Annotated in this window: 18 protein-coding genes, 1 tRNA gene and 1 pseudogene; 1 reads left to right on the top strand and 19 read right to left on the bottom strand. The window is 58.5% G+C overall.

The window, feature by feature from the left end; genetic code table 11:
- The 5 genes from Q8K08_RS04315 to Q8K08_RS04295 form a co-directional block, all read right to left on the bottom strand.
- Positions 1–141, bottom strand: a 141-nt coding sequence (locus Q8K08_RS04315) for a GTP-binding protein (protein ID WP_305249296.1), incomplete at its 3' end; no start/stop codon positions are given.
- Between the two features lie 87 nt (positions 142–228).
- Positions 229–2,352 (bottom strand): elongation factor G, encoded by a 2,124-nt coding sequence (gene fusA, locus Q8K08_RS04310; protein ID WP_304801238.1) that lies wholly within the window; start codon positions 2,350–2,352, stop codon positions 229–231.
- Positions 2,353–2,361: 9 nt separating this feature from the next.
- A complete protein-coding gene (rpsG, locus tag Q8K08_RS04305; protein WP_304801239.1) occupies positions 2,362–2,832 on the bottom strand; it encodes a 30S ribosomal protein S7 in 471 nt (156 codons plus the stop codon).
- 11 nt (positions 2,833–2,843) lie between these two features.
- Positions 2,844–3,215 carry a 30S ribosomal protein S12 gene (rpsL, locus tag Q8K08_RS04300; protein ID WP_174539645.1) on the bottom strand — a complete coding sequence of 124 codons (372 nt, stop codon included), beginning with the start codon at positions 3,213–3,215 and terminating at the stop codon, positions 2,844–2,846.
- 278 nt (positions 3,216–3,493) lie between these two features.
- A complete protein-coding gene (locus Q8K08_RS04295; RefSeq protein ID WP_305249295.1) occupies positions 3,494–4,372 on the bottom strand; it encodes a DMT family transporter in 879 nt (292 codons plus the stop codon).
- A 501-nt stretch (positions 4,373–4,873) separates the two neighbouring features.
- Here Q8K08_RS04295 and Q8K08_RS04290 point away from each other — a divergent pair.
- The gene (locus Q8K08_RS04290) at positions 4,874–5,764 is read left to right on the top strand and encodes a DUF563 domain-containing protein (RefSeq protein ID WP_305249294.1); all 891 of its coding nucleotides are present in this window, start codon (positions 4,874–4,876) and stop codon (positions 5,762–5,764) included.
- A gap of 59 nt (positions 5,765–5,823) precedes the next feature.
- Here the strand turns inward: Q8K08_RS04290 and rpoC are convergent, their stop codons facing one another.
- The 14 genes and pseudogenes from rpoC to tuf all read right to left on the bottom strand — a co-directional run.
- A complete protein-coding gene (rpoC, locus tag Q8K08_RS04285; RefSeq protein ID WP_305249293.1) occupies positions 5,824–10,059 on the bottom strand; it encodes a DNA-directed RNA polymerase subunit beta' in 4,236 nt (1,411 codons plus the stop codon).
- Between the two features lie 101 nt (positions 10,060–10,160).
- The gene (gene rpoB / locus Q8K08_RS04280; RefSeq protein WP_305249292.1) at positions 10,161–14,294 is read right to left on the bottom strand and encodes a DNA-directed RNA polymerase subunit beta; all 4,134 of its coding nucleotides are present in this window, start codon (positions 14,292–14,294) and stop codon (positions 10,161–10,163) included.
- A gap of 240 nt (positions 14,295–14,534) precedes the next feature.
- Positions 14,535–14,909, bottom strand: a complete 375-nt coding sequence (gene rplL / locus Q8K08_RS04275) for a 50S ribosomal protein L7/L12 (RefSeq protein WP_304803616.1) — start codon at positions 14,907–14,909, stop codon at positions 14,535–14,537.
- Positions 14,910–14,974: 65 nt separating this feature from the next.
- Positions 14,975–15,490: a 50S ribosomal protein L10 gene (gene rplJ / locus Q8K08_RS04270; protein WP_304803619.1), complete on the bottom strand. Its 516-nt coding sequence runs from the start codon at positions 15,488–15,490 to the stop codon at positions 14,975–14,977.
- Positions 15,491–15,720: 230 nt separating this feature from the next.
- Positions 15,721–16,416, bottom strand: a complete 696-nt coding sequence (rplA, locus tag Q8K08_RS04265; protein WP_304803622.1) for a 50S ribosomal protein L1 — start codon at positions 16,414–16,416, stop codon at positions 15,721–15,723.
- A 5-nt stretch (positions 16,417–16,421) separates the two neighbouring features.
- Positions 16,422–16,874, bottom strand: a complete 453-nt coding sequence (gene rplK, locus Q8K08_RS04260; RefSeq protein ID WP_304803626.1) for a 50S ribosomal protein L11 — start codon at positions 16,872–16,874, stop codon at positions 16,422–16,424.
- Positions 16,875–16,971: 97 nt separating this feature from the next.
- Entirely contained in the window at positions 16,972–17,505 is a 534-nt protein-coding gene (gene nusG / locus Q8K08_RS04255; RefSeq protein WP_304803628.1) for a transcription termination/antitermination protein NusG, read from the bottom strand.
- Positions 17,506–17,704: 199 nt separating this feature from the next.
- Positions 17,705–17,899, bottom strand: coding sequence for a preprotein translocase subunit SecE (gene secE / locus Q8K08_RS04250; RefSeq protein WP_304803640.1), 195 nt, complete (start codon positions 17,897–17,899; stop codon positions 17,705–17,707).
- A 32-nt stretch (positions 17,900–17,931) separates the two neighbouring features.
- Positions 17,932–19,164 (bottom strand): hypothetical protein, encoded by a 1,233-nt coding sequence (locus Q8K08_RS04245; protein ID WP_305249291.1) that lies wholly within the window; start codon positions 19,162–19,164, stop codon positions 17,932–17,934.
- Positions 19,165–19,491: 327 nt separating this feature from the next.
- Positions 19,492–19,567, bottom strand: a tRNA-Trp gene (locus tag Q8K08_RS04240).
- A 37-nt stretch (positions 19,568–19,604) separates the two neighbouring features.
- Complete coding sequence (locus Q8K08_RS04235; RefSeq protein ID WP_305249290.1) at positions 19,605–20,267, bottom strand: CatB-related O-acetyltransferase; 663 nt, start codon at positions 20,265–20,267, stop codon at positions 19,605–19,607.
- Positions 20,268–20,351: 84 nt separating this feature from the next.
- The gene (locus Q8K08_RS04230) at positions 20,352–21,128 is read right to left on the bottom strand and encodes an alpha/beta hydrolase (RefSeq protein ID WP_305249289.1); all 777 of its coding nucleotides are present in this window, start codon (positions 21,126–21,128) and stop codon (positions 20,352–20,354) included.
- 407 nt (positions 21,129–21,535) lie between these two features.
- Entirely contained in the window at positions 21,536–22,057 is a 522-nt protein-coding gene (locus Q8K08_RS04225; protein WP_304803638.1) for an alkylphosphonate utilization protein, read from the bottom strand.
- Between the two features lie 77 nt (positions 22,058–22,134).
- Positions 22,135–22,269: pseudogene (tuf, locus tag Q8K08_RS04220) on the bottom strand (elongation factor Tu); the annotation flags it as partial.

The following is a 22,269-nucleotide window of genomic DNA, read 5'->3' as shown; positions in this document are numbered from 1 at the left end:
ACCGTCAATCTGGTCATAGGCTTTGAAATCGCCGAAATACTTCGTAATCGCCGCCGTCAGCGTCGTCTTGCCGTGGTCAACGTGGCCAATCGTGCCAATGTTGACGTGCGGTTTGTTCCGTTCAAACTTTGCCTTTGCCATCTGGGCAACTCCTCATTCATGGGTCGGATGCGGCGGGGTAACCCCGCCCTACGGGGGTGGTAGGGCGGGGTTCACCCCGCCACACCGTTAAGCGTATTTCTTCTGGATCTCTTCCGAGAGGTTCTGTGGAACAGCGTCGTAATGGTCAAACTCCATCGAGAACACTGCACGCCCCGAGGTCATCGAGCGCAAGGTGTTGATGTAGCCGAACATGTTGGCCAGCGGGACCATCGAGGAGATCACGTTGGCGTTGCCGCGGCTGTCTTGCCCCGTCACCATGCCCCGACGCGAGGTCAGGTCGCCGATGACGCCGCCGGTGTATTCTTCCGGGGTGACGACTTCGACTTTCATGATCGGCTCAAGCAGCTTCGCGCCAGCTTTTTTCAGACCTTCACGCATCGCAGCACGGGCTGCAATTTCAAAGGCCAGAACGCTGGAGTCAACATCGTGGTAAGCGCCGTCAATCAGCGCAACCTTGAAGTCGATCACAGGGAAGCCCGCCAGCGGGCCAGAGTCCATAACCGACTTGATGCCCTTTTCAACGCCGGGGATGTATTCCTTGGGAACCGCACCACCCACGATCTTGGCCTCGAACGAATAGCCTTCGCCCGGTTCGGTCGGCGAGATGATCAGCTTCACGCGCGCAAACTGACCCGTACCACCGGTCTGCTTCTTGTGCGTGTAGTCGATTTCATGCTCGCGCGAGATCGTTTCGCGATAAGCCACCTGCGGCGCACCGATATTCGCCTCGACCTTGAACTCGCGGCGCATACGGTCAACGAGGATGTCGAGGTGAAGCTCGCCCATGCCCTTCATGATCGTCTGGCCCGATTCAATATCGGTTTCCACACGGAAGGACGGGTCTTCTGCTGCCAGACGGGCCAAAGCGATGCCCATCTTTTCTTGGTCGGCCTTGGTCTTTGGTTCAACCGCGATCTCGATCACCGGGACCGGGAAGGTCATGGTTTCCAGAACGACAGGCTGCGCCGGATCACAAAGGGTATCCCCCGTGGTCGTTTCCTTCAGGCCGCCAAGCGCAATGATATCGCCGGCAAACGCTTCGGAAATTTCCTCGCGTTCGATAGCGTGCATCATCATCATACGGCCAACGCGCTCTTTGCGCTGCTTGGTCGCGTTCATCATGGCGTCGCCTTTGGCCAGCTTGCCCGAATAGATCCGGGTAAAGGTCAGCGAGCCGACGAAGGGGTCGTTCATGATCTTGAACGCCAGAGCCGAGAAGGGCTGCGCATCATCTGCCGAACGGGCGATGTTACGGGTTTCCGTCTCGTCGCCGGGCGCAAAACCCATGTAGGGCGGCACGTCCAGCGGGCTTGGCAGATAGTCGATCACGGCGTTCAGCAGCGGCTGCACGCCTTTGTTCTTGAACGACGAACCAGCCATCACGGGGATAAAGTCAATCGCCAGCGTCCCCTTGCGGATCAGCGCGCGCAGCGTGTCAACCGATGGCTCATTGCCTTCAAGATAGGCTTCCATGGCGTCGTCGTCTTGACCGACTGCTGTTTCCAGCAGGTTCATGCGCCATTCGTCGGCTTCGTCTTTCAACTCGGCACGGATCGGCTGACGGGTCCAGGACGCACCCAGATCTTCGCCCTCATAGACCCATTCTTCCATGGTCACGAGATCGATGATGCCTTCGAGTTTGTCTTCAGCGCCAATCGGCAGAACGATCGGAACAGCATTTGCCCCGGTCCGATCCTTGATCATGCGCACGCACTTCATGAAGTCAGCGCCGGTCTTGTCCATCTTGTTGACGAACACGATCCGGGGAACCTTGTACCGGTCAGCCTGACGCCACACGGTTTCGGTCTGTGGCTCAACGCCTGCGTTGCCGTCCAACAGAACGACAGCGCCATCCAGAACCGCCAGCGAACGTTCGACCTCGATGGTGAAGTCAACGTGTCCGGGGGTGTCGATGATGTTGAAGCGGTATTTGTCTTTTGCAGCGTGGTCCAGACCCGGATCAATGGTGCGTTCCCAGAAGGTGGTGGTCGCAGCCGAGGTGATCGTGATCCCGCGCTCTTGCTCTTGCTCCATCCAGTCCATCGTTGCGGCGCCATCATGCACCTCACCGATCTTGTGGGATTTGCCTGTGTAGTACAGAATGCGCTCGGACGTGGTGGTTTTGCCGGCATCAATGTGTGCAATGATGCCGAAATTGCGATAGCGCTCAAGCGGATAGTCGCGTGCCATAGGAACCCCTTACCAGCGGTAGTGGCTGAACGCTTTGTTTGCGTCGGCCATCTTGTGGGTGTCTTCGCGCTTTTTCACTGCGGTGCCACGGTTGTTCACCGCGTCCGAGAGTTCAGCAGCCAGACGTTCTTCCATGGTGTTCTCATTGCGCTTGCGGGCAGCGATGATCAGCCAGCGGATGGCCAGAGCTTCGCGGCGCTCGGTGCGCACTTCTACTGGAACCTGATACGTTGCACCACCGACGCGGCGCGAACGCACTTCGACGGATGGCTTCACGTTTTCCAGCGCTTCATGGAAAGCTTGGATCGGTTCGCGCTTCAGACGGGTTTCCACACGGGAAAGCGCGCCATAAACGATGGATTCTGCCACGGATTTCTTTCCGTCCAGCATCAGGTTATTCATGAACTTGGTTAAAACCCGATCACCGTACTTGGCATCAGGCAGAATTTCGCGTTTTTCAGCGGCGTGACGACGAGACATATTTCAAACCCTCACTTCGGACGCTTGGCGCCGTATTTCGAACGACGCTGACGACGATCTTTCACGCCCTGGGTATCCAGAACACCGCGCAGGATGTGGTAACGCACACCCGGAAGGTCTTTGATACGCCCGCCACGGATCAGAACCACAGAGTGCTCCTGAAGGTTGTGCTTTTCGCCGGGGATGTAGCAGATCACTTCAAAGCTGTTGGTCAGGCGCACTTTGGCGACTTTCCGCATAGCCGAGTTCGGCTTCTTTGGCGTGGTGGTGTAAACGCGGGTGCAAACACCGCGCTTCTGGGGGCAAGATTCCAAGTGCTGCGACTTGGACTTGCGCACATTTGGCTCCCGCGGTTTGCGGATGAGCTGCTGAATAGTCGGCATTCACGTTCCTCGTGTTGCTGTCAATACTCGCCCCAAACCTTGGGGCACTGCTTCTCGACGTGTGTTTTGCGCGAATCGCAAAGCACAAAACCGCAATCATCCCCAACGCAGGGATGACGCGGTGGAATTTCAGAGGATCGGGGCATTTCAACCCGGATCTTGACCACATCAAGCATTCTGGTCCCGAAATGCGGATCTCTCTGCATGTCAGATAGGCGGGCGTATAGGGGGAGTCGCGTGGGATGTCAACAGCAGGCGCCTTGCAGAACAGGGCTTGCTCAGGCCTTGCGGGCCTTGATCTTGCGCTCACGCCACAGGGTAAAAATGCCGGTCGCCACCACCAAAGCCGCGCCTATCAGGGTGAGCGGGTCCGGCAATGACCCAAAGACCAGCCAGCCCAGAAAAATTGCCCAAATCAGCGCAGTATAGCGGAAAGGAGCCACAAAACTGATGTCGCCCACCCGCATCACCATGACGGAAAACAAATAGCCGATCACCAGTGCCGCCGCCGCCGCTGCCACCAGCCCTCCCTGCCCCGCGTTCAGCGGCACCCAGCCGCTAGCCAGACTGGCCAGCGTGGCCGTCGCCGTCACCGCAGCCGAGGCCCAGACCGCCACCATCACCGAGGGCACCGCCCGGCTGACACTGCGCGACGCCAGATCGCGCACCAGCACAAAGACCACCGATCCAAGCCCCATAAGCGACCAGATATCAAACCCGTCAGGTCCGGGGCGGATTATGATCAGCACCCCGACAAACCCGATCAGAATGGCCGTCATCCGTCGCCAGCCAATCACTTCCTTGAACACCAGCGCCGCCGCCAAGGTAACCGCCAGAGGCAGCGCCTGCATTATCGCGGACAGGTTCGCCAATGGCATATGCACAAGCGCGGCCAGAAACAACACGGTCGAGACAACTTCGGCCACACATCGAATGCCAACAACCACCCCATCGCGCCGGGGAAGCCGGGCCCTCCACTGGCCCAAGGCCATCGCCAGAACGACCAGCCCCAGCAGGGTCAGCACGCCACGCATGGCAATCGCCTGAAACAACGGCACATCCTGCGTCAGCGCCTTCATCGCGGTGTCGTTCAGCGTAAAAGCTGCCATCGCCACCATCATATAGACCGCACCGCGCGCATTGTCTGAAAGCTGCATCGCCGTCTCCTACCTATGGAGATGCTTAGGCCGCGTCACGCGTGGCGAAAAGGGGCAGAGATGTGTGGGATACAATCCAGAGCAATGTCTCGACTGCTTGTGACATGTCGTTCATAGATTGCTGCAGCAAGCGTGGAGACGATTGGGATGATTTTCGGCAAGATATTTCGCTCGCTAAAGCAACGCCTCCAGTCAGTGACCGAATCTGATGATGGCCTGAAAGCCAAGGCACCAACGGACCCTATACCAGAGCGGGCTGCATACACGGCTCCGCCTTTGGCCGGGCGCATTTTTACGTCAGGGAAGCGTCCCAATCATGAAGCGCGGCACATAGAGTCCCCTCGGCTGGCCACTTATTGAGGACATGTCGTCGAGAATGATGCGCGGGTTCCTGGAAAGGAGATCGTTCAAGGTGTGCCGCTCCAGTATCGCGGCGGGGCATATGCGTCAGACGGCACTTTGATTCCTGAAAGCTGCCTCTGGCGTTTGCTGGCTTCAGGGATGGACTGCGCAACCGTGCCATATCCTTCATTGCCGGACCCCACTGCAAGCCTGTCAGTTGGTGTCTTTGGCGGGACGCTGTTTCCCCATTTCGTGCATCTTATGGTGGAAAGTACCGCCCGGTCATGGTGGCTTCTGAAAAACGAACCGTCACTACCGCTGATTTTGCAGTTTCAAGCCGAAACCGATGTTGTGCCTTCTTACTTTCAAAAGCTTTTTGCACTGGCCGGGATCAAGACCCACATTGTTCCAAGGGGCCATTTGGTTGAAGTCAAACGGCTGATCATCCCAGAACCCGCTCTTGTGGAGCGAAAGCACGCGCACCCCGACTTTCTCCTCTTCTTTGACAAAGTTCGCACCGCGGCGCTTTCGCATGGCAAATACCCCGACTACGGCACGCACCTTTTCGTCATGCGAGGACAAGGGGTTGCACAGGTGTTCGGAGAAGATGTGGTTTCCAAGGAATTGGAACGACAGGGATATCGAATGCTCGACCCTTCTGTCGTCAGTATGGAAGAACAGATCTCGGCTTTTGCGGGGGCAACCCATATCGTCGGATCAATCGGATCGGCCATGCACAACGTGGTCTATGCAAACAAGGCGCAAAAGGTCGCATATCTTGTGCGAACCGGGTCAGTAAGCACGACTTTTCCCAGCATTGATCAAGCCTGCGGCCTCTATGAAGCGCATTATCTGTACGTCGGGCTAACGCCTTTGCCCGTTCACGGCCCCCTGAAGGGACCATACTTGATTGATGCCGAAATGGCCTGTCACCACCTGTTTGAAGCTGGCTTTCTACCGCACCGAGTAAATCTTACTTTGAGTGATGTGATAGCAAGCCGTGACGCATACATGGCCCAATGGGCGGCAGGTGCTCCGAAACAGCCCTGAAAAAGAAAGTCCCCGCCAGCGTCACGGCTGGCGGGGGCTTGATGTTTCAATCCGTCAGATCAGTCGCGGCTGTCAAAGGGATCGGCCAGACCGACCTCCTTTTCCATCACATCTTCCATCGGAGCGGCCAGAGCAGCAGCTTGTTCAGCCTCACCGCGACGCGCCTCGATCACATCTGTATCGCGATCTGACGCGATCTTTTTGACCTTGCTGGTCGCGCCACCAGTGCCCGCCGGGATCAGACGGCCAACGATGACGTTCTCTTTCAGGCCGACCAGTTTGTCGCGCTTGCCCTGAACCGAAGCTTCGGTCAGCACTCGCGTGGTTTCCTGGAACGAGGCCGCCGAGATGAACGAACGGGTCTGAAGCGACGCCTTGGTGATGCCCAGCAGAACCGGTTCCGCCCGTGCCTCACGCCCACCACGATTGCGGGCCTTCAGGTTTTCTTCGTCCAGCTCGATTTTCTCGATCTGCTCGCCCTTCAGCAGCGTGGTATCGCCACCGTCCAGCACCTCCAGTTTGACCAGCATCTGACGCACGATCACTTCGATATGCTTGTCGTTGATCTTAACGCCTTGCAGACGATACACGTCCTGCACTTCGTCGATCATGTAGTTCGCAAGCGCCTCGACACCCAGGATCCGCAAGATGTCGTGCGGAGCTGGGTTGCCGTCCATGATGTAGTCGCCCTTCTGGACAAAATCACCTTCCTGAACGGGAATGTGCTTGCCCTTGGGGATCATGTATTCCACGGCGGTCATCGTCTCATCCACGGGTTCAACCGTGATGCGGCGCTTGTTCTTGTAGTCTTTGCCAAAGCGGACGTAGCCATCCATTTCGGCGATGATCGCGTGATCCTTCGGACGACGGGCCTCGAACAATTCAGCCACGCGGGGAAGACCCCCGGTGATATCCTTGGTCTTGGCGCCTTCGCGCGGGATACGGGCCACAACGTCACCAGGCTTGATATCCTGTCCGTCTTCGATCGACAGGATGGCATCCACCGACATCGGATAGGAAATCGGATTGCCATTTTCGCCGCGCACGGGTTCGCCGGTTGCGGGGTCCATCACGATGACTTCTGGCTTCAGATCATTGCCCTTTGGCGCAGAACGCCAGTCGGACACGATCTTCTGGGTCATGCCAGTTGCATCATCGGTGTCATCGCGGACCGAGATCCCCGAGACCAGATCGACGAACTTCGCCACACCGCCTTTTTCAGCGATGATCGGCAGGGTGTAGGGGTCCCATTCGAACAGCTTGGCGCCACGCTTGACCTCGGCCCCGTCTTTAACGTGAACCTTGGAACCGTAGGTGATCTTGTGGACTGCGCGTTCCTGACCAACATCGTCGATGATCGCAATCGACATGTTCCGACCCATTACGATCAGTTCCTTGTTCGCGTTTTCCAACAGGTTCGCGTTGCGGAACTCGATCTTGCCCTCTTGGCTGGCTTCGAGGAAGGACTGCTGGCCACCCTGCGCAATACCGCCGATGTGGAAAGTCCGCATCGTCAGCTGCGTGCCCGGTTCACCGATGGACTGGGCGGCGATAATGCCGACCGCTTCACCCTGGTTAACCAGGGTGCCGCGTGCAAGGTCACGACCATAGCACATGGCGCAGACGCCTTCTTCGGCCTCACAGGTCAGCGGTGAGCGGATGCGCATGACCGCAACACCGGCCTGATCAATCAGGTCAGCGCGGCGCTCGTCGATCAGCTCGCCTGCGGCCACCAGCACTTCATCGGTGCCGGGAACCAGCACGTCATCAGCCGAAACCCGGCCAAGAACGCGGTCTGCAAGGGTCTGGATCACTTCACCATCGTTGACCGCAGCTTGCGCCGTGATCGCACGATCGGTGCCGCAGTCATGGGCCCGCACGATGCAATCCTGAGCCACGTCGACCAGACGACGGGTCAGATAGCCCGAGTTTGCCGTCTTCAACGCTGTGTCCGACAGACCCTTACGGGCGCCGTGGGTCGAGTTGAAGTATTCAAGAACGGTCAGACCTTCCTTGAAGTTCGAGATGATAGGGGTCTCGATGATCGCGCCGTTTGGCTTCGACATCAGGCCGCGCATCCCGCCCAGCTGTTTCATCTGGCTAACCGAACCACGCGCCCCAGAGTGCGCCATCATATAGACCGAGTTCGGTTCTTGTTCCGCGCCATTGGCATCGAAACGAGGGGCCGAGATGGTCGACATCATGGCTTCGGTCAGCTTGTCGTTACACTTCGACCAGGCGTCGACAACCTTGTTGTACTTTTCGCCCTGAGTGATCAGGCCGTCCATGTACTGTTGTTCGAATTCTTTCACCTGATCGCGGACTTCGCCGACGATATCCCACTTGTTCTCAGGGATCAGCATGTCGTCCTTACCGAACGAAATGCCAGCCTTGAACGCTTCACGGAAGCCCATGCCCATGATCTGGTCGCAGAAGATGACCGACTCTTTCTGACCGCAATAGCGGTAGACGGTGTCGATGACGTTCTGCACGTCCTTTTTCCGCAACAAGCGGTTGACCAGTTCAAACGGAGCTTTTGCGTTCAGCGGCAGCAGGTTGCCCAAACGCAGACGGCCCGGCGTGGTCTCGTAGCGTTTCCAGACTTCGTTGCCATGCTCGTCGATCTGTTTGATGCGCGCTTGAATCTTGGCGTGCAGATGGACCGCACCAGCGGAAAGGGCGTGTTCGACCTCATCCACATTGGTGAAGATCATGTTTTCGCCGACCATGCCTTTGCGTTCCATGGTCGTGTAATACAGACCAAGGACCATATCCTGCGATGGCACGATAATGGGCGCACCGTTGGCAGGCGACAGCACGTTGTTGGTGGACATCATCAACACGCGGGCTTCCAACTGGGCTTCCAGCGAGAGCGGCACGTGAACAGCCATCTGGTCGCCGTCAAAGTCGGCGTTGAACGCCGCGCAGACCAGCGGGTGAAGCTGGATTGCTTTACCTTCGATCAGGATCGGTTCAAACGCCTGAATACCCAGACGGTGCAGCGTCGGCGCGCGGTTCAACAGAACCGGGTGTTCGCGGATGACTTCATCCAGAATATCCCAAACCTCGGGACGTTCCTTTTCCACAAGCTTTTTCGCCTGCTTGACTGTCGAGGACAGGCCCTTGGCTTCCAAACGGCTGTAGATGAACGGCTTGAACAGTTCGAGCGCCATCTTCTTTGGCAGACCGCACTGGTGCAGTTTCAACTCTGGCCCGGTCACAATGACCGAACGACCTGAGAAGTCGACGCGCTTACCCAGCAAGTTCTGACGGAAGCGGCCCTGCTTGCCCTTGAGCATATCGGACAGCGATTTCAGCGGGCGCTTGTTGGTGCCCGTGATCACGCGGCCACGACGGCCGTTGTCAAACAGGGCATCCACAGCTTCCTGCAGCATCCGCTTTTCGTTGCGCACGATGATATCGGGCGCGCGCAACTCTATCAGCCGCTTCAAACGGTTGTTGCGGTTGATCACGCGGCGATACAGGTCGTTGAGGTCGGAGGTCGCAAAGCGGCCACCATCCAGCGGAACCAGCGGGCGCAGTTCTGGCGGGATCACCGGCAGAACGGTCAGAACCATCCATTCCGGACGGTTGCCGGATTCGAGGAAAGACTCGACGATCTTCAGACGCTTGATGATCTTTTTCGGCTTCAGCTCGCCAGTCGCTTCCTTGAGTTCCTCGCGGAGCGTGTCGGCGGTCTGTTCTAGATCAATCGCGGCCAGCATTTCGCGGATCGCTTCGGCACCGATGTTGGCGGTGAAAGCGTCAGCGCCGTACTGGTCCTGCGCGTCGAGGAAATCTTCCTCGGTCATCAGCTGACCATAGGTCAGATCTGTCAGACCGGGCTCGATGACCACATAGTTCTCAAAGTACAGGATACGTTCCAGATCGCGCAGCGTCATGTCCAGCATCAGGCCGATGCGGCTTGGCAGCGATTTCAAGAACCAGATGTGTGCGACGGGTGCAGCCAGTTCGATGTGGCCCATTCGCTCGCGGCGGACTTTTTGCAGCGTGACTTCAACGCCGCACTTTTCGCAGACAACGCCGCGATATTTCATGCGCTTGTATTTGCCGCACAGGCATTCGTAATCCTTGATCGGGCCAAAGATACGCGCGCAGAACAGACCGTCACGCTCTGGTTTGAACGTGCGGTAGTTGATGGTTTCGGGCTTTTTGATCTCACCGAATGACCACGACAGAATCCGCTCTGGCGAAGCCAGGCTGATCTTGATCTCGTCAAAGGTCTTGACGGGGGCCACCGGGTTGAACGGGTTGGTGCTGAGTTCCTGGTTCATTTCAATTCCTGAGAATAAGGGCGGCGGGGAAAGATTCGGCGTGGCGGGGTGAACCCCGCCCTACCGTCTGGGCGTAGGGCGGGGTTCACCCCGCCTTTCGCTCACTCTTCCTCCGCATCCAGGAGTTCCATGTTGAGGCCCAAACCGCGGACCTCTTTGACGAGAACGTTGAACGATTCCGGAACGCCGGCCTCGAAATTGTCCTCGCCCTTGACGATGCTTTCATAGACTTTAGTCCGGCCAGCCACGTCATCCGACTTGACCGTCAGCATCTCTTGCAGGGTATAGGCGGCGCCGTAAGCTTCCAAAGCCCAGACCTCCATCTCCCCAAGACGCTGACCACCGAACTGCGCCTTACCACCCAGCGGCTGCTGGGTCACAAGGCTGTAAGGACCAGTCGAACGCGCGTGCAGCTTGTCATCGACAAGGTGGTGCAGCTTGAGCATGTATTTCACGCCCACTGTCACCTGACGCTGGAACTGCTCACCCGAGCGGCCATCGAACACCACCGACTGACCCGAAGTGTCGAACCCGGCACGCGTCAGCGCGTCGTTCACGTCCACTTCTTTGGCACCATCGAACACTGGCGTTGCAATCGGCACGCCTTTGGTCACGTTGCCTGCCAGTTCCAGCAGATCATCGTCGTTGCGGCCTTCAAACGCTTCGGCATAGGTCTCGTCGCCGTAAGCAATCCGCATGGCTTCCTTGACCGGGGTCATGTCACCATTGCGACGATACTCTTTCAGCGCTTCATCGATCTGCAGACCCAGACCGCGTGCGGCCCAACCCATGTGGGTTTCAAGGATCTGCCCGACGTTCATCCGCGACGGAACCCCAAGCGGGTTCAGAACCAGATCAACGGCAGTACCATCGGCAAGGAACGGCATATCCTCGATCGGGACGACCTTGGAGATAACACCCTTGTTACCGTGACGACCGGCCATCTTGTCACCCGGTTGCAGCTTGCGCTTCACCGCGACGAACACTTTTACCATCTTCATCACGCCCGGAGGCAGATCGTCGCCGCGACGGACTTTTTCAACCTTGTCCTCAAAGCGGTGCTCAAGAGCGCGCTTCTGGGCTTCATATTGGTCGTGCAAGGCTTCGACATCCTTGGCCTCGGCTTCTTCGCCAAGAGCAAGCTGCCACCACTGGCCGCGCGAGAGCGTGCCCAGCAGTTCATCGTCAATGGTCGACCCCGACTTGATGCCTTTCGGGCCTTTGACAGCCGTCTTGCCCATTACCAGCGTCTTCAGGCGCGAGTAGATGTTGCGCTCCAGAATGGTCAGCTCATCGTCACGGTCGCGTGCCAGGCGTTCGACTTCTTCACGCTCAATCTGAAGCGCGCGTTCGTCTTTGTCGACGCCATGACGGTTGAACACCCGGACCTCGACGATCGTGCCATAAGCACCCGGCGGCAGACGCAGCGAGGTATCGCGGACGTCGGACGCTTTTTCACCAAAGATGGCGCGCAGCAGCTTTTCTTCTGGCGTCATCGGGCTTTCACCCTTTGGCGTGATCTTGCCGACCAGAATGTCACCCGGAGCCACTTCGGCACCGATGTAGACGATGCCAGCCTCGTCGAGGTTGCGCAGCGCTTCTTCACCGACGTTCGGAATGTCGCGGGTGATTTCCTCAGGCCCCAGCTTCGTATCGCGGGCCGCGACTTCATATTCCTCGATGTGAATCGAGGTGAACACGTCGTCACGCAGGATGCGTTCAGAGATCAGGATGGAGTCTTCGTAGTTGTAGCCATTCCATGGCATGAACGCGACGATGATGTTCCGGCCAAGTGCCAGTTCGCCAAAGTCGGTGCACGGGCCATCAGCGATGACCTGCGCGCGTTCGACCGTATCACCCACCTTCACCAGCGGGCGCTGGTTGATGCAGGACGACTGGTTCGACCGTTTGAACTTACGCAGACGGTAGATGTCGACGCCCGGCTCGCCCGGTTCCAGCATTTCGGTCGCACGCACAACGATACGGGTGGCATCGACCTGGTCGATGATGCCCGAGCGGCGAGCCATGATGGCAGCGCCAGAGTCGCGCGCCACAACTGCTTCAATCCCGGTGCCCACGAATGGCGCATCGGCTTGCAGCAGCGGAACCGCCTGACGTTGCATGTTCGAACCCATCAGGGCGCGGTTAGCGTCGTCATTTTCAAGGAACGGAATCAAGGAGGCCGCAACCGACACAAGCTGTTTGGGCGAGACGTCGATCAGGTCGATCGCATCTGGCGGGTTCAGCATGAATTCGCCTGCTTTCCGGCTGGAAATCAGGTCATCGGTGAAACGCCCCTCAGAGTCCTGTGCCGCGTTTGCCTGCGCAACCGTGTGACGCATTTCTTCCGTGGCCGACATATAGATGACTTCGTCGGTCACCTTGTTGTCGATCACCTTGCGATACGGTGTTTCGATGAAGCCATACTTGTTCACGCGGGCAAATGTCGCGAGGCTGTTGATCAGACCAATGTTCTGACCTTCCGGCGTTTCAATCGGGCACATCCGGCCATAGTGGGTCGGGTGAACGTCACGCACTTCAAAGCCAGCACGTTCACGCGTCAGACCGCCAGGCCCAAGAGCCGAAAGACGGCGCTTGTGGGTGACTTCCGACAGCGGGTTGGTTTGGTCCATGAACTGCGACAGCTGCGACGAGCCGAAGAATTCACGCACCGCAGCCGCAGCGGGTTTGGCGTTGATGAGGTCTTGCGGCATGATCGTGTCGATTTCGACAGACGACATACGCTCTTTGATCGCGCGCTCCATCCGCAGCAGGCCGACGCGATACTGGTTTTCCATCAGTTCGCCAACAGAGCGAACACGACGGTTGCCGAGGTGGTCGATATCGTCGATCTCGCCTTTGCCGTCGCGCAATTCAGTCAGCGCCTTGATGCAGGCGATGATGTCGTCACGATCCAGCGTACGCTGGGTATCTGGCTTGCCCAGATCCAGACGCATGTTCATCTTCACGCGGCCAACAGCGGACAGGTCGTAGCGGTCCTTGTCAAAGAACAGCGTGTCAAACAGCTGCGATGCTGCTTCAACAGTCGGCGGCTCACCGGGGCGCATCACGCGATAGATGTCCATCAGCGCGGTGTCGCGACCCATGTTCTTGTCGGCGGCCATCGTATTACGGATGTAGGGGCCGACATTGACGTTATCGATGTCCAGCACCGGAATATCGGTGATGCCCTGATCCAACAGCACCTTGACGCTGCCGCCCTTGACTTCGCCGTCGCGGTCCAGCTCCCATGTCAGCTCGTCACCGGCTTCAACCCAGATCTCGCCGGTTTCGTCGTTGATGATGTCTTTAGCAACATAGCGGCCAAGGATGTGGTCGAACGGGACCAGAAGTTCGGTGATCTCACCGTCATCCACCCACTTTTTCACCATCCGCGGCGTGGCTTTTTCACCCGCCTTCAGAATGACTTCGCCGGTAGCCGCATCGACCAGATCAAAGGCAGGACGGGTGCCGCGCACACGTTCAGGGAAGAACTTGGTGACCCAGCCTTTGTTCTTCAGGTATTTGTAACCAACGGTGTTGTAATATGCATCCATGATCGCTTCCTGATCCAGCCCAAGGGCATAGAGCAGGGTCGTCACCGGCAACTTCCGGCGGCGGTCAATGCGCGAGAACACGATGTCCTTTGCGTCAAACTCAAAGTCCAGCCACGACCCGCGATACGGGATGATGCGGCATGCAAACAGAAGTTTGCCCGACGAATGGGTCTTGCCCTTGTCGTGGTCAAAGAAAACGCCGGGCGAACGATGCATCTGGCTGACGATCACACGCTCGGTGCCGTTCACGATGAACGTCCCGTTCGAGGTCATCAGGGGCATGTCGCCCATATAGACCTCTTGTTCCTTGATGTCCTTGACCGACCGTGCCCCAGTGGTTTCATCAACATCAAACACGATCAGACGCAGCGTCACCTTCAGCGGTGCCGCATAGGTCATGTCACGCTGCTGGCATTCATCAACGTCGTATTTTGGCTTTTCCAGCTCGTATTTCACGAATTCCAGAACCGCCGTTTCGTTGAAGTCCTTGATCGGGAACACCGACTGGAACGTACCCTGAATGCCTTCGCCATCCGAAGGTTTCGGGCCCTCACCCGAGTTCAGGAACAGATCGTATGAGGATTTCTGAACCTCGATCAGGTTCGGCATCTCCAGAACTTCACGGATCTTGCCATAATAGCGGCGGATGCGTTTCTGGCCTACATAAGCTTGCGCCATGCTTGTCGTCACCTTTTTTTCTCGTGTCGCTGGCGAATGGCCGTCGGGCCACGGGCACTCGCCGCTGGCGAAGGGGGGTTGGCTCTATTCATGCGGTCCGTCCCGTAGGACCGCTCCCGAGCCGCGCCGCACCTGGAAAGACATTTCCGCAGAAACACCTATCAAGACGCGATTGGCTGGGGACGGATTGCTCCATCCCCAGCCTCAAATCATCGCTGCGGATTGCTCCGCAAAGCGCGCTTACTTCAGCTCGACCTTGGCGCCAGCTTCTTCCAGCTTCTTCTTGAAGCCTTCTGCGTCAGCTTTGGTCACAGCTTCTTTCACTTTGCCGCCAGCTTCGACCAGATCCTTGGCTTCTTTGAGGCCCAGGCCGGTGATGGTGCGAACTTCTTTGATCACGTTGATCTTGTTCGGGCCAGCATCGGTCAGGACGACGTCGAATTCGGTCTGCTCTTCAACAGCAGCAGCCGGGCCAGCAGCCGGGCCAGCCATCATGACAGCGCCACCAGCAGCTGGCTCGATGCCATAGGTGTCTTTCAGGATGGTTTTCAGTTCCTGAGCCTGCAGAAGGGTCAGGCCAACGATTTCTTCGGCGAGTTTGTTCAGATCAGCCATTTTTTCATTCCGTTAATAAAGATGGGTTCCAACGACGTGAGATCAACCCACGCGAGACGCGAAGATCAGGCGGCTGCCTTTTCTTCGATGGTCGACAGGATGCTTGCGATGTTCGAAGCAGGCGCGCCAATCGCACCAGCGATGTTCGAGCCCGGAGCACCGATGCACGACACGATCTGAGCGATAAGCTCTTCACGCGACGGCATGGAAGCCACGGCTTTGACACCAGCCTGGTCCAGAACGTCATTGCCCATAGCACCGCCGAGGATCACGAACTTGTCGTTCCCCTTGGCATAAGCTTCGGTCACCTTCGCCGCAGCGACAGGATCTTCCGAGTAGGCAAATACGGTCATGCCCGTAAGAAGGTCACCCATTTTAGAACCGGGTTTGCCTTCAAGGGCGATCTTGGCGAGCTTGTTCTTGGCAACGCGAACGGACCCACCTACTTCACGCATTTTTGCGCGCAGGTCCTGCATCTGTGCAACCGTCATTCCCGCGTAGTGAGCAATCACCACAACGCCAGAGCTTTCGAAGATTTGGCCGAGTTCCTCGACCACTTTCTCTTTCTGGGCTCTATCCACAGTTTCACTCCAAGTATGGGGGTCTCCCCCCGGCTCAAGTTGGCCCCGATCGTCTGGGGCATTCGGGTCCGCGAAGGGTTCCGTAGGCCAAGATCGCCGATAGGCGATTTTCGTCTCGTTCCCCATCTCAGGCAGGAAGATTAAGGCCAGATGGCCACCCACCGTCTCGGACAGGACCGGGCGTATCCGCCCGGCCATCCCTTCCCCGAAGGGTCAGGAATTCAATTGCCTCAGGCCGAAGCCGAGGTCAGGTCCACGGCAACGCCGGGGCCCATGGTCGAAGAAAGCGACACTTTCTTCAGGTATGCGCCTTTTGCACCGGTCGGACGAGCCTTGGTCACCGCATCAACGAAAGCGCGGACGTTTTCGGCCAGCTTGGCCTCGTCGAACGACACTTTGCCGATACCGGCATGGATCACGCCGGCTTTCTCGACCTTGAACTGCACTTCGCCGCCCTTGGCAGCTTCGACAGCGGTTTTAACGTCCATCGTAACCGTGCCGACCTTTGGGTTCGGCATCAGGTTGCGCGGGCCAAGGATTTTGCCCAGACGGCCAACGATCGGCATCATGTCCGGCGTCGCGATGCAACGGTCGAACTCGATTTTTCCCGACTGAATAATTTCCATCAGGTCTTCTGCACCAACAATGTCCGCACCAGCGGCCTTGGCTTCATCAGCCTTGGCACCACGGGCGAACACAGCGACGCGGACGGTCTTACCCGTGCCGTTCGGCAACTGGACCACACCGCGGACCATCTGGTCAGCGTGGCGCGGGTCAACGCCAAGGTTCATCGCGATTTCCAGCGTCTCGTCGAACTTTGCCGAGGCAGCGTTTTTGATCAGCGCCACAGCGTCCTCGACGGACACCAGGTTTTTGCCGTCAAACAGAGCGCGGGCGGCGGCGGTGCGTTTTGCAACTTTTGCCATGATGATCAGCCCTTCACTTCAATGCCGCAAGACTTGGCAGAGCCAAGGATGATCTGCATCGCCGCTTCGATGGAATTGGCGTTCAGGTCTTTCATCTTGGCTTCGGCGATCTGGCGGATCTGCGCGACGCTGACCTTACCGGCGACCATGTGGCCCGGCTTGACCGAACCCTTAGCGCGGTTACGCTTGCCCACGGGCGGCAGACCAGCAGCCTGCTTGAGCAGGAACGATGCCGGAGCAGTCTTGAACTCAAGGCTGAACGACTTGTCCTGATAATAGGTGATGATCACAGGCGTCGGGGTGCCGGGGGTGATTTCAGCGGTCTTGGCATTGAATTCTTTGACGAACGCCATGATGTTCAGGCCGCGCTGACCCAGTGCCGGACCGACCGGCGGGGATGGGTTGGCTTGGCCCGCTTTGACTTGCAGCTTCAGGCTGCCGATAATCTTCTTGGCCATTTGGCCTCTCCTCTTTCACTGCGCCGGATTTGGCGCGGTTTAGTGGTTCGGTCCGTCACTGCACTTGCATGCAGCGCTCGCCTCCCACGCGATACACTCAGAGCCCTTTGGTGACCTGAGTGAATTCCAATTCAACCGGGGTTGCACGGCCAAAGATCGACACAGACACCTTCAGGCGGCTGTGCTCTTCGTCCACATCCTCGACCATACCGTCGAAGCCCTCGAACGGGCCGTCGGTTACCTTGACCTTTTCGCCCACATCAAAGCGGATCAGGTTGCGCGGTGCAGCCTCACCTTCCTCAACACGGTTCAGAATCTGATTCACTTCCGAGTCCCGCATCGGCATCGGTTTGCCCTGCGGGCCAAGGAAGCCTGTCACGCGGTTGATGGACGAAATCAGGTGGTAGCCCTTGTTCGTCATCTCCATCCGCACCAGCACATAACCGGGCATAAAGCGCCGCTCCGATGTCACTTTTTTCCCGCGGCGAACTTCGATCACCTCTTCGGTGGGGACCATAACTTCGTCGATTTCTTCCGTCAGACCCGCCTCAGCCACGGCCGTTTTGATCTGTTCGGCAACTTTCTTCTCGAAATTCGAGAGGACGCTTACCGAATACCACCGCTTGGCCATGCCCGTTTCACCTTGTCTGCCCGAGCAAAAACTGCCCGAAATTCATGTATTTCTAACGACTTGCGATAAACCGCTTGCCGCCTTGAAGGAACAAAAAACAGCGCGCAACACGAATCATTGCGCGCCGGACTGCCCTTTAACAGAGGGCCGAATACCCCCCCCAGCCTTGGATTTCAAGGGCTAACGCGAATCTTGCCGCTTAGAACGAGGTGAACAGCGCAGCCAGACCTGTGCGGATGCCAAGGTCGACGAGGCTGAAAAACGTGGCGGTCAGAGCGGCCATGATGAACACCATGATCGTGGTCAGAACCACCTCACGCCGGTTCGGCCAAACGACCTTGGCCACTTCGCCGCGCACTTGCTGAACAAACTGAAGGGGGTTGGTCTTGGCCATTTGCTTGGGTCCGGTCATCTGGGGTTTTGCGGTCAGATACGCGCTTGGCCTCGCGAATTCAAGCCGGAACCGTTCATACCTAACCTCCCGCGCGCTCGGCAGCCGTCATACGGTCCAGACGTGCCCAGGGGTCGTTGGGGTAGTCTATGTTCCGCCGGGGCACTGGCCACCTGTGCCCCGATGTCCTCAGGCGTTGCGCGCCTGCCCATGGTGCCGGACAGCCCCAAGGTCCCAAACAGCTTTGATGACACCACCATGATGATCACGCCAATCCCGAAAGGGGCCCATTTGATCAATGCCGGCGCAGACAGTCCCGCAGATACCCATGCCGCAAGAGAGGGCACCGACTGGATAACCGGCTGTTTCGGTGTGTTGTTGTCGCTGACCCGCAGCGGGTTTTCGGGCAGCGGCGCAGAGTCGGTCATCGGTTTGAACTTTGGCCCATACCGCGACGGAGACGGTGGGTCTGCGCGTTCCGGCACAACGTTTTGGGCAACCGTGGCTCCGATCCGTGCCACCCCGTCGATAGTCTTTTTGAACACATAGCGCACGCCCAGCATGATCAGCCCCAGCGCCAGAAGTGGCAGGGCAAACAGCGCGTCGTCCAGCACCCCAAGTTTTTCCAGCCCGACGCTTCCCACGACCACCACCAGCAACACCGCCATCACCATCTTGCTGCGCGACTTGCGCGGCTTCAGCGGCATGGTCAGCGCATCGGGAACCGCAAGACCCTGTGCCCTGTATTGGGCAATCATGGCCGCACGGGCCAGTTCAACCTGCTGCGCCAGACGCTCTTGCTGTTCCACCACCTTGTGACGGCGCATAAACCGGCGAATCGCCCCCAGCAGGAAAATCAGACCAACAGCCCCAAGCCCACCACCGATCATCAGTGCAGAGTTAGGATCGGGGGCCAAAGCCGCATCGCGCCCGCCGCGTCCCCAGCTTTCGATATAGAAAAAGTCTGGCGATTTGGTCAGCTCGCGTTCGATCAAGGCATCTTCGGCCAGGGATTTAAGGTTCGGGCTGGTGACCGTTTGTCCGTTCAGCCGCAGCACGGCCTCGGTGTCGGTGATGGACACAAGTCCCGGCTCGAACTCCTGGGCACCCCAGCGGTCAAGATCATTGCTGTCCAGCAGCAACGCCGCGCGCACCGTCTTGCTGCCCTCGCTGTCTTCTGGCCCGAACAGGAAAAGCACCGTCCGCTCTTCGACAGAAGACGACAGTTTGCGCTTGCGCGTCATCTCCAGCTTGTAATTCAGCTTCATGACGGTTTTGGCGATGACATGCACTTCATCAGCCGGGTGCAGATCGCTCCATGCCTGAAAATCTCCTTAAGAGACCGCCTCGGGCAGGCCTGCACTGCGCGCAGCAGCTTTCCCTTTTTCGATCTACATCAGCCCGGTATAGGCCGCCGCCGCAAATCCAAGGAAAAAGATTGCCAGAACCAACTGCGAAATCCAGCGGCCTTTGAAGACGTTTTTCATCACAGCGCACCCATGCCAACACATACTCGCCGACAAGGTGGCCTAAGATTGCAGCGCAGCCGCGAAGAAATCACGGCAAATCCGTGGCATTGTAATCGATGTGGAAACTGGCAGGGGCAGCAGGGCTTGAACCCGCGACCTACGGTTTTGGAGACCGTCGCTCTACCAACTGAGCTATACCCCTACCTTGCGCGGTGGGTTACGTCACAGCCCCGCGCCCGTCAAGGGGCAAACGCGGCTTCCAGCTTGTCAATGTCAGTACCAAGCAGGGCAGGAAGCGCCGATTGAACCCTTGCCAACGGCTGATCCCACCATGCCAACGCAACAAGCCGCGCAATCACATGCGGCGCAAAACGCAGTCTTGTCACACGGGCCGGATTCCCGACCACGATGGCATAGTCAGGCACATCGCGCGCCACCACCGCCCCAGCCCCGACGATCACGCCATGGCCCAAGCTGACACCCGGCAGAATCAGTGCGCCGTGCCCGATCCAGATATCATGGCCAATGATGGTATCGGGGTTGGCATCGGGCCGTCCGGCAAAGCTGTCGCGATATGCGGCCAGTGTCTCACGGTCAAACACGCCAAATGGATAGGTGGTAAACCCACCCATGGCATGATTGGCCGAGCCCGTGATAAACCGCGCGCCATGGGCAATCTGGCAAAACCGACCGATGCTCAGACGCTCCGGCGCGCCCGGATAAAGATAGGGGGCCAGATGTGAGGCCCAATCCTCCGGCGGCGAGAAATCATTGGCGTAGCTGTGGTCGCCGATGCACATGTTCGGATGGTTGATGACGCGGTTCAGATGCACCATGCCAAGGTGCGTGCGACCGTCGGGAAACACCAGCGGATGCATGGCATTTTGGTTCAGGAATGGCATGGGATGCCCCTTTCAGCATGACACGTTGCGCGAAACGGTTCAGCCTGTCAGGTCCATATCATCCTCCATCATCGAGATATCACTCTAACACACACCCGTTCGCGCAACCAGATCGGTCAGCAAACTCAAGCCCGGACGGCCATCTGGTGCGGTCCCGTGTATCAACCGTGTCAGTTGCGGCACATGGCCTGGGGTGTCGGTGACGATCAGAAGCAGATCGACCCGTCTGTCTTGTGCCGTCGTTGCAGCCAGACGTGCATCCTGTGGTGAAATGATCCTGTCGACAGGTCCGTGCAGCATAACACAAGGCGGGCCACCGGGCCGAAGACACCAAGGCTGGACCATTGCCGCCGACACCGCCAGAACGGCATCAGGCTGCGCCAGACGCCCCGCCCAAACCCGTGGTGGATGCGCCAGCGACAGGGCCGCGATGCCGCCTGCGCTCATGCCAAGAATGGTGATGGGCAGGCCCTTTACGTCCGGGGCAACCGCTCCTGTGCGCAAAGCAGCCACAGCTTGGCCGAGGTCTAAGAGCGCGCAGGCAAACGCGGGGCCATACAACCGCGCATGCAGGCGCAAACCAAACCGCGCACTGGCCGCCATCATGCGGCGCATACGCGCGCGATCCCCAGCATCGAGGTCGCGCAGCGTGCCACCCAAGCGATAGCTGACCGACACCACGGCAATGCCCAAGGGCGCAAGCTGCGCCGCCAATGCGACAGCCGTCGTTTCCTTGCGACTGCCCTTGGTAAAGCCGCCGCCATGCGCATAGATCACAACCGCGCGGGGGGCGCCCGGCAGGATCAGATCCAACGCCTGATGAGGTCGCGGGCCATAAGACAGATCGGGCAGGGTTTTCATGGGCCACCGGGTTGTTGCCCGACAATGCGGGGCGCGCAGATGGTATCCACAGGCCCTGCCCTTGCGCCAGTGGTCAGATGTTGCCCGCCGAGATTTCCCGCGCACTGTGATCTGCCTGTCGGATCGCCAGTGCCACGATGGCACGCGCCGCGTTTTCCGCCGCACCCGTGGAAAACTGCAGTCCGTCCGACACGAACAAATTGCTGACATGATGCGTCTGGGCCAGCACGCACATTTCAGGCTTGCCTGTCGTCTTGCCTTCGGGAATGTCGGTACAGGCCGTTGACCATCTGCCCCACTGTTGCAGGCCCGAAAGCAAAATCCGGTCTTCTGGCGGGCAGTCCGCGCACCATTTTCATCAGGCTGAATCGCCGCAGCTGAAGTTCAGCAGCATGGGGCTGCGCTGATCAGACCGATTTCTTGACGAACTGGCACAGGATCACGATGGTCTGGCCATTCACCCGGCCCTCAATGTGGTCGGCATTGTCATAGACCAGCCGGATGCCGCGTACCGCCGTCCCGCGTTTGGCCACCATCGACGACCCTTTGACCGGCAGATCTTTGATCAGCATGACCGTATCACCCGCCGCCAGTTGCACGCCATTACTGTCGCGATGAACGACGCCCGCCAACGCCTCCCCCTGCCCCGCCTCGGCACGGGCCAGCACCTCAGGGTCCAGATAGACTGTTTCCAGCAGCTCTGAGGCCCAAGGCTCCACTGTCAGGGCCTTCAATAAACGATATGCGGCAATCTGCTTGCCCGCGTGCTCTGACCAGACCGCATCGCCCAGACACCGCCAACGCGGGCCAGGGGTGATCTCGCCTGACAAGGCTGCCGCGCAGACCCTACACAGTGCCGCAATGTCTGTACCGGGCGCAAGTTGCACCGGGCTGGCGTCAGGGGCGGCACACAGAACACAGGTCGTCATCGTCTTGGCCTTTCAGGGCAATGAAAAAGGCGCGCGGAACGCCGCGCGCCTTTTTGGTCTTAAGCCTGCATCGCAGCTTAGGCGAGGATCTTGGATACCACGCCTGCGCCGACGGTGCGGCCGCCTTCGCGGATGGCGAAGCGCAGTTTTTCTTCCATCGCGATCGGGGCGATCAGTTCGACGTTGAACTTCAGGTTGTCGCCCGGCATCAC

Origin of the sequence: Pseudotabrizicola sp. (genome assembly GCF_030684215.1) — a bacterium.
Classification (GTDB): domain Bacteria; phylum Pseudomonadota; class Alphaproteobacteria; order Rhodobacterales; family Rhodobacteraceae; genus Pseudotabrizicola.
Note: the sequence above shows the minus strand (reverse complement) of the source record. Positions and strands in the feature narration are given on the sequence as shown.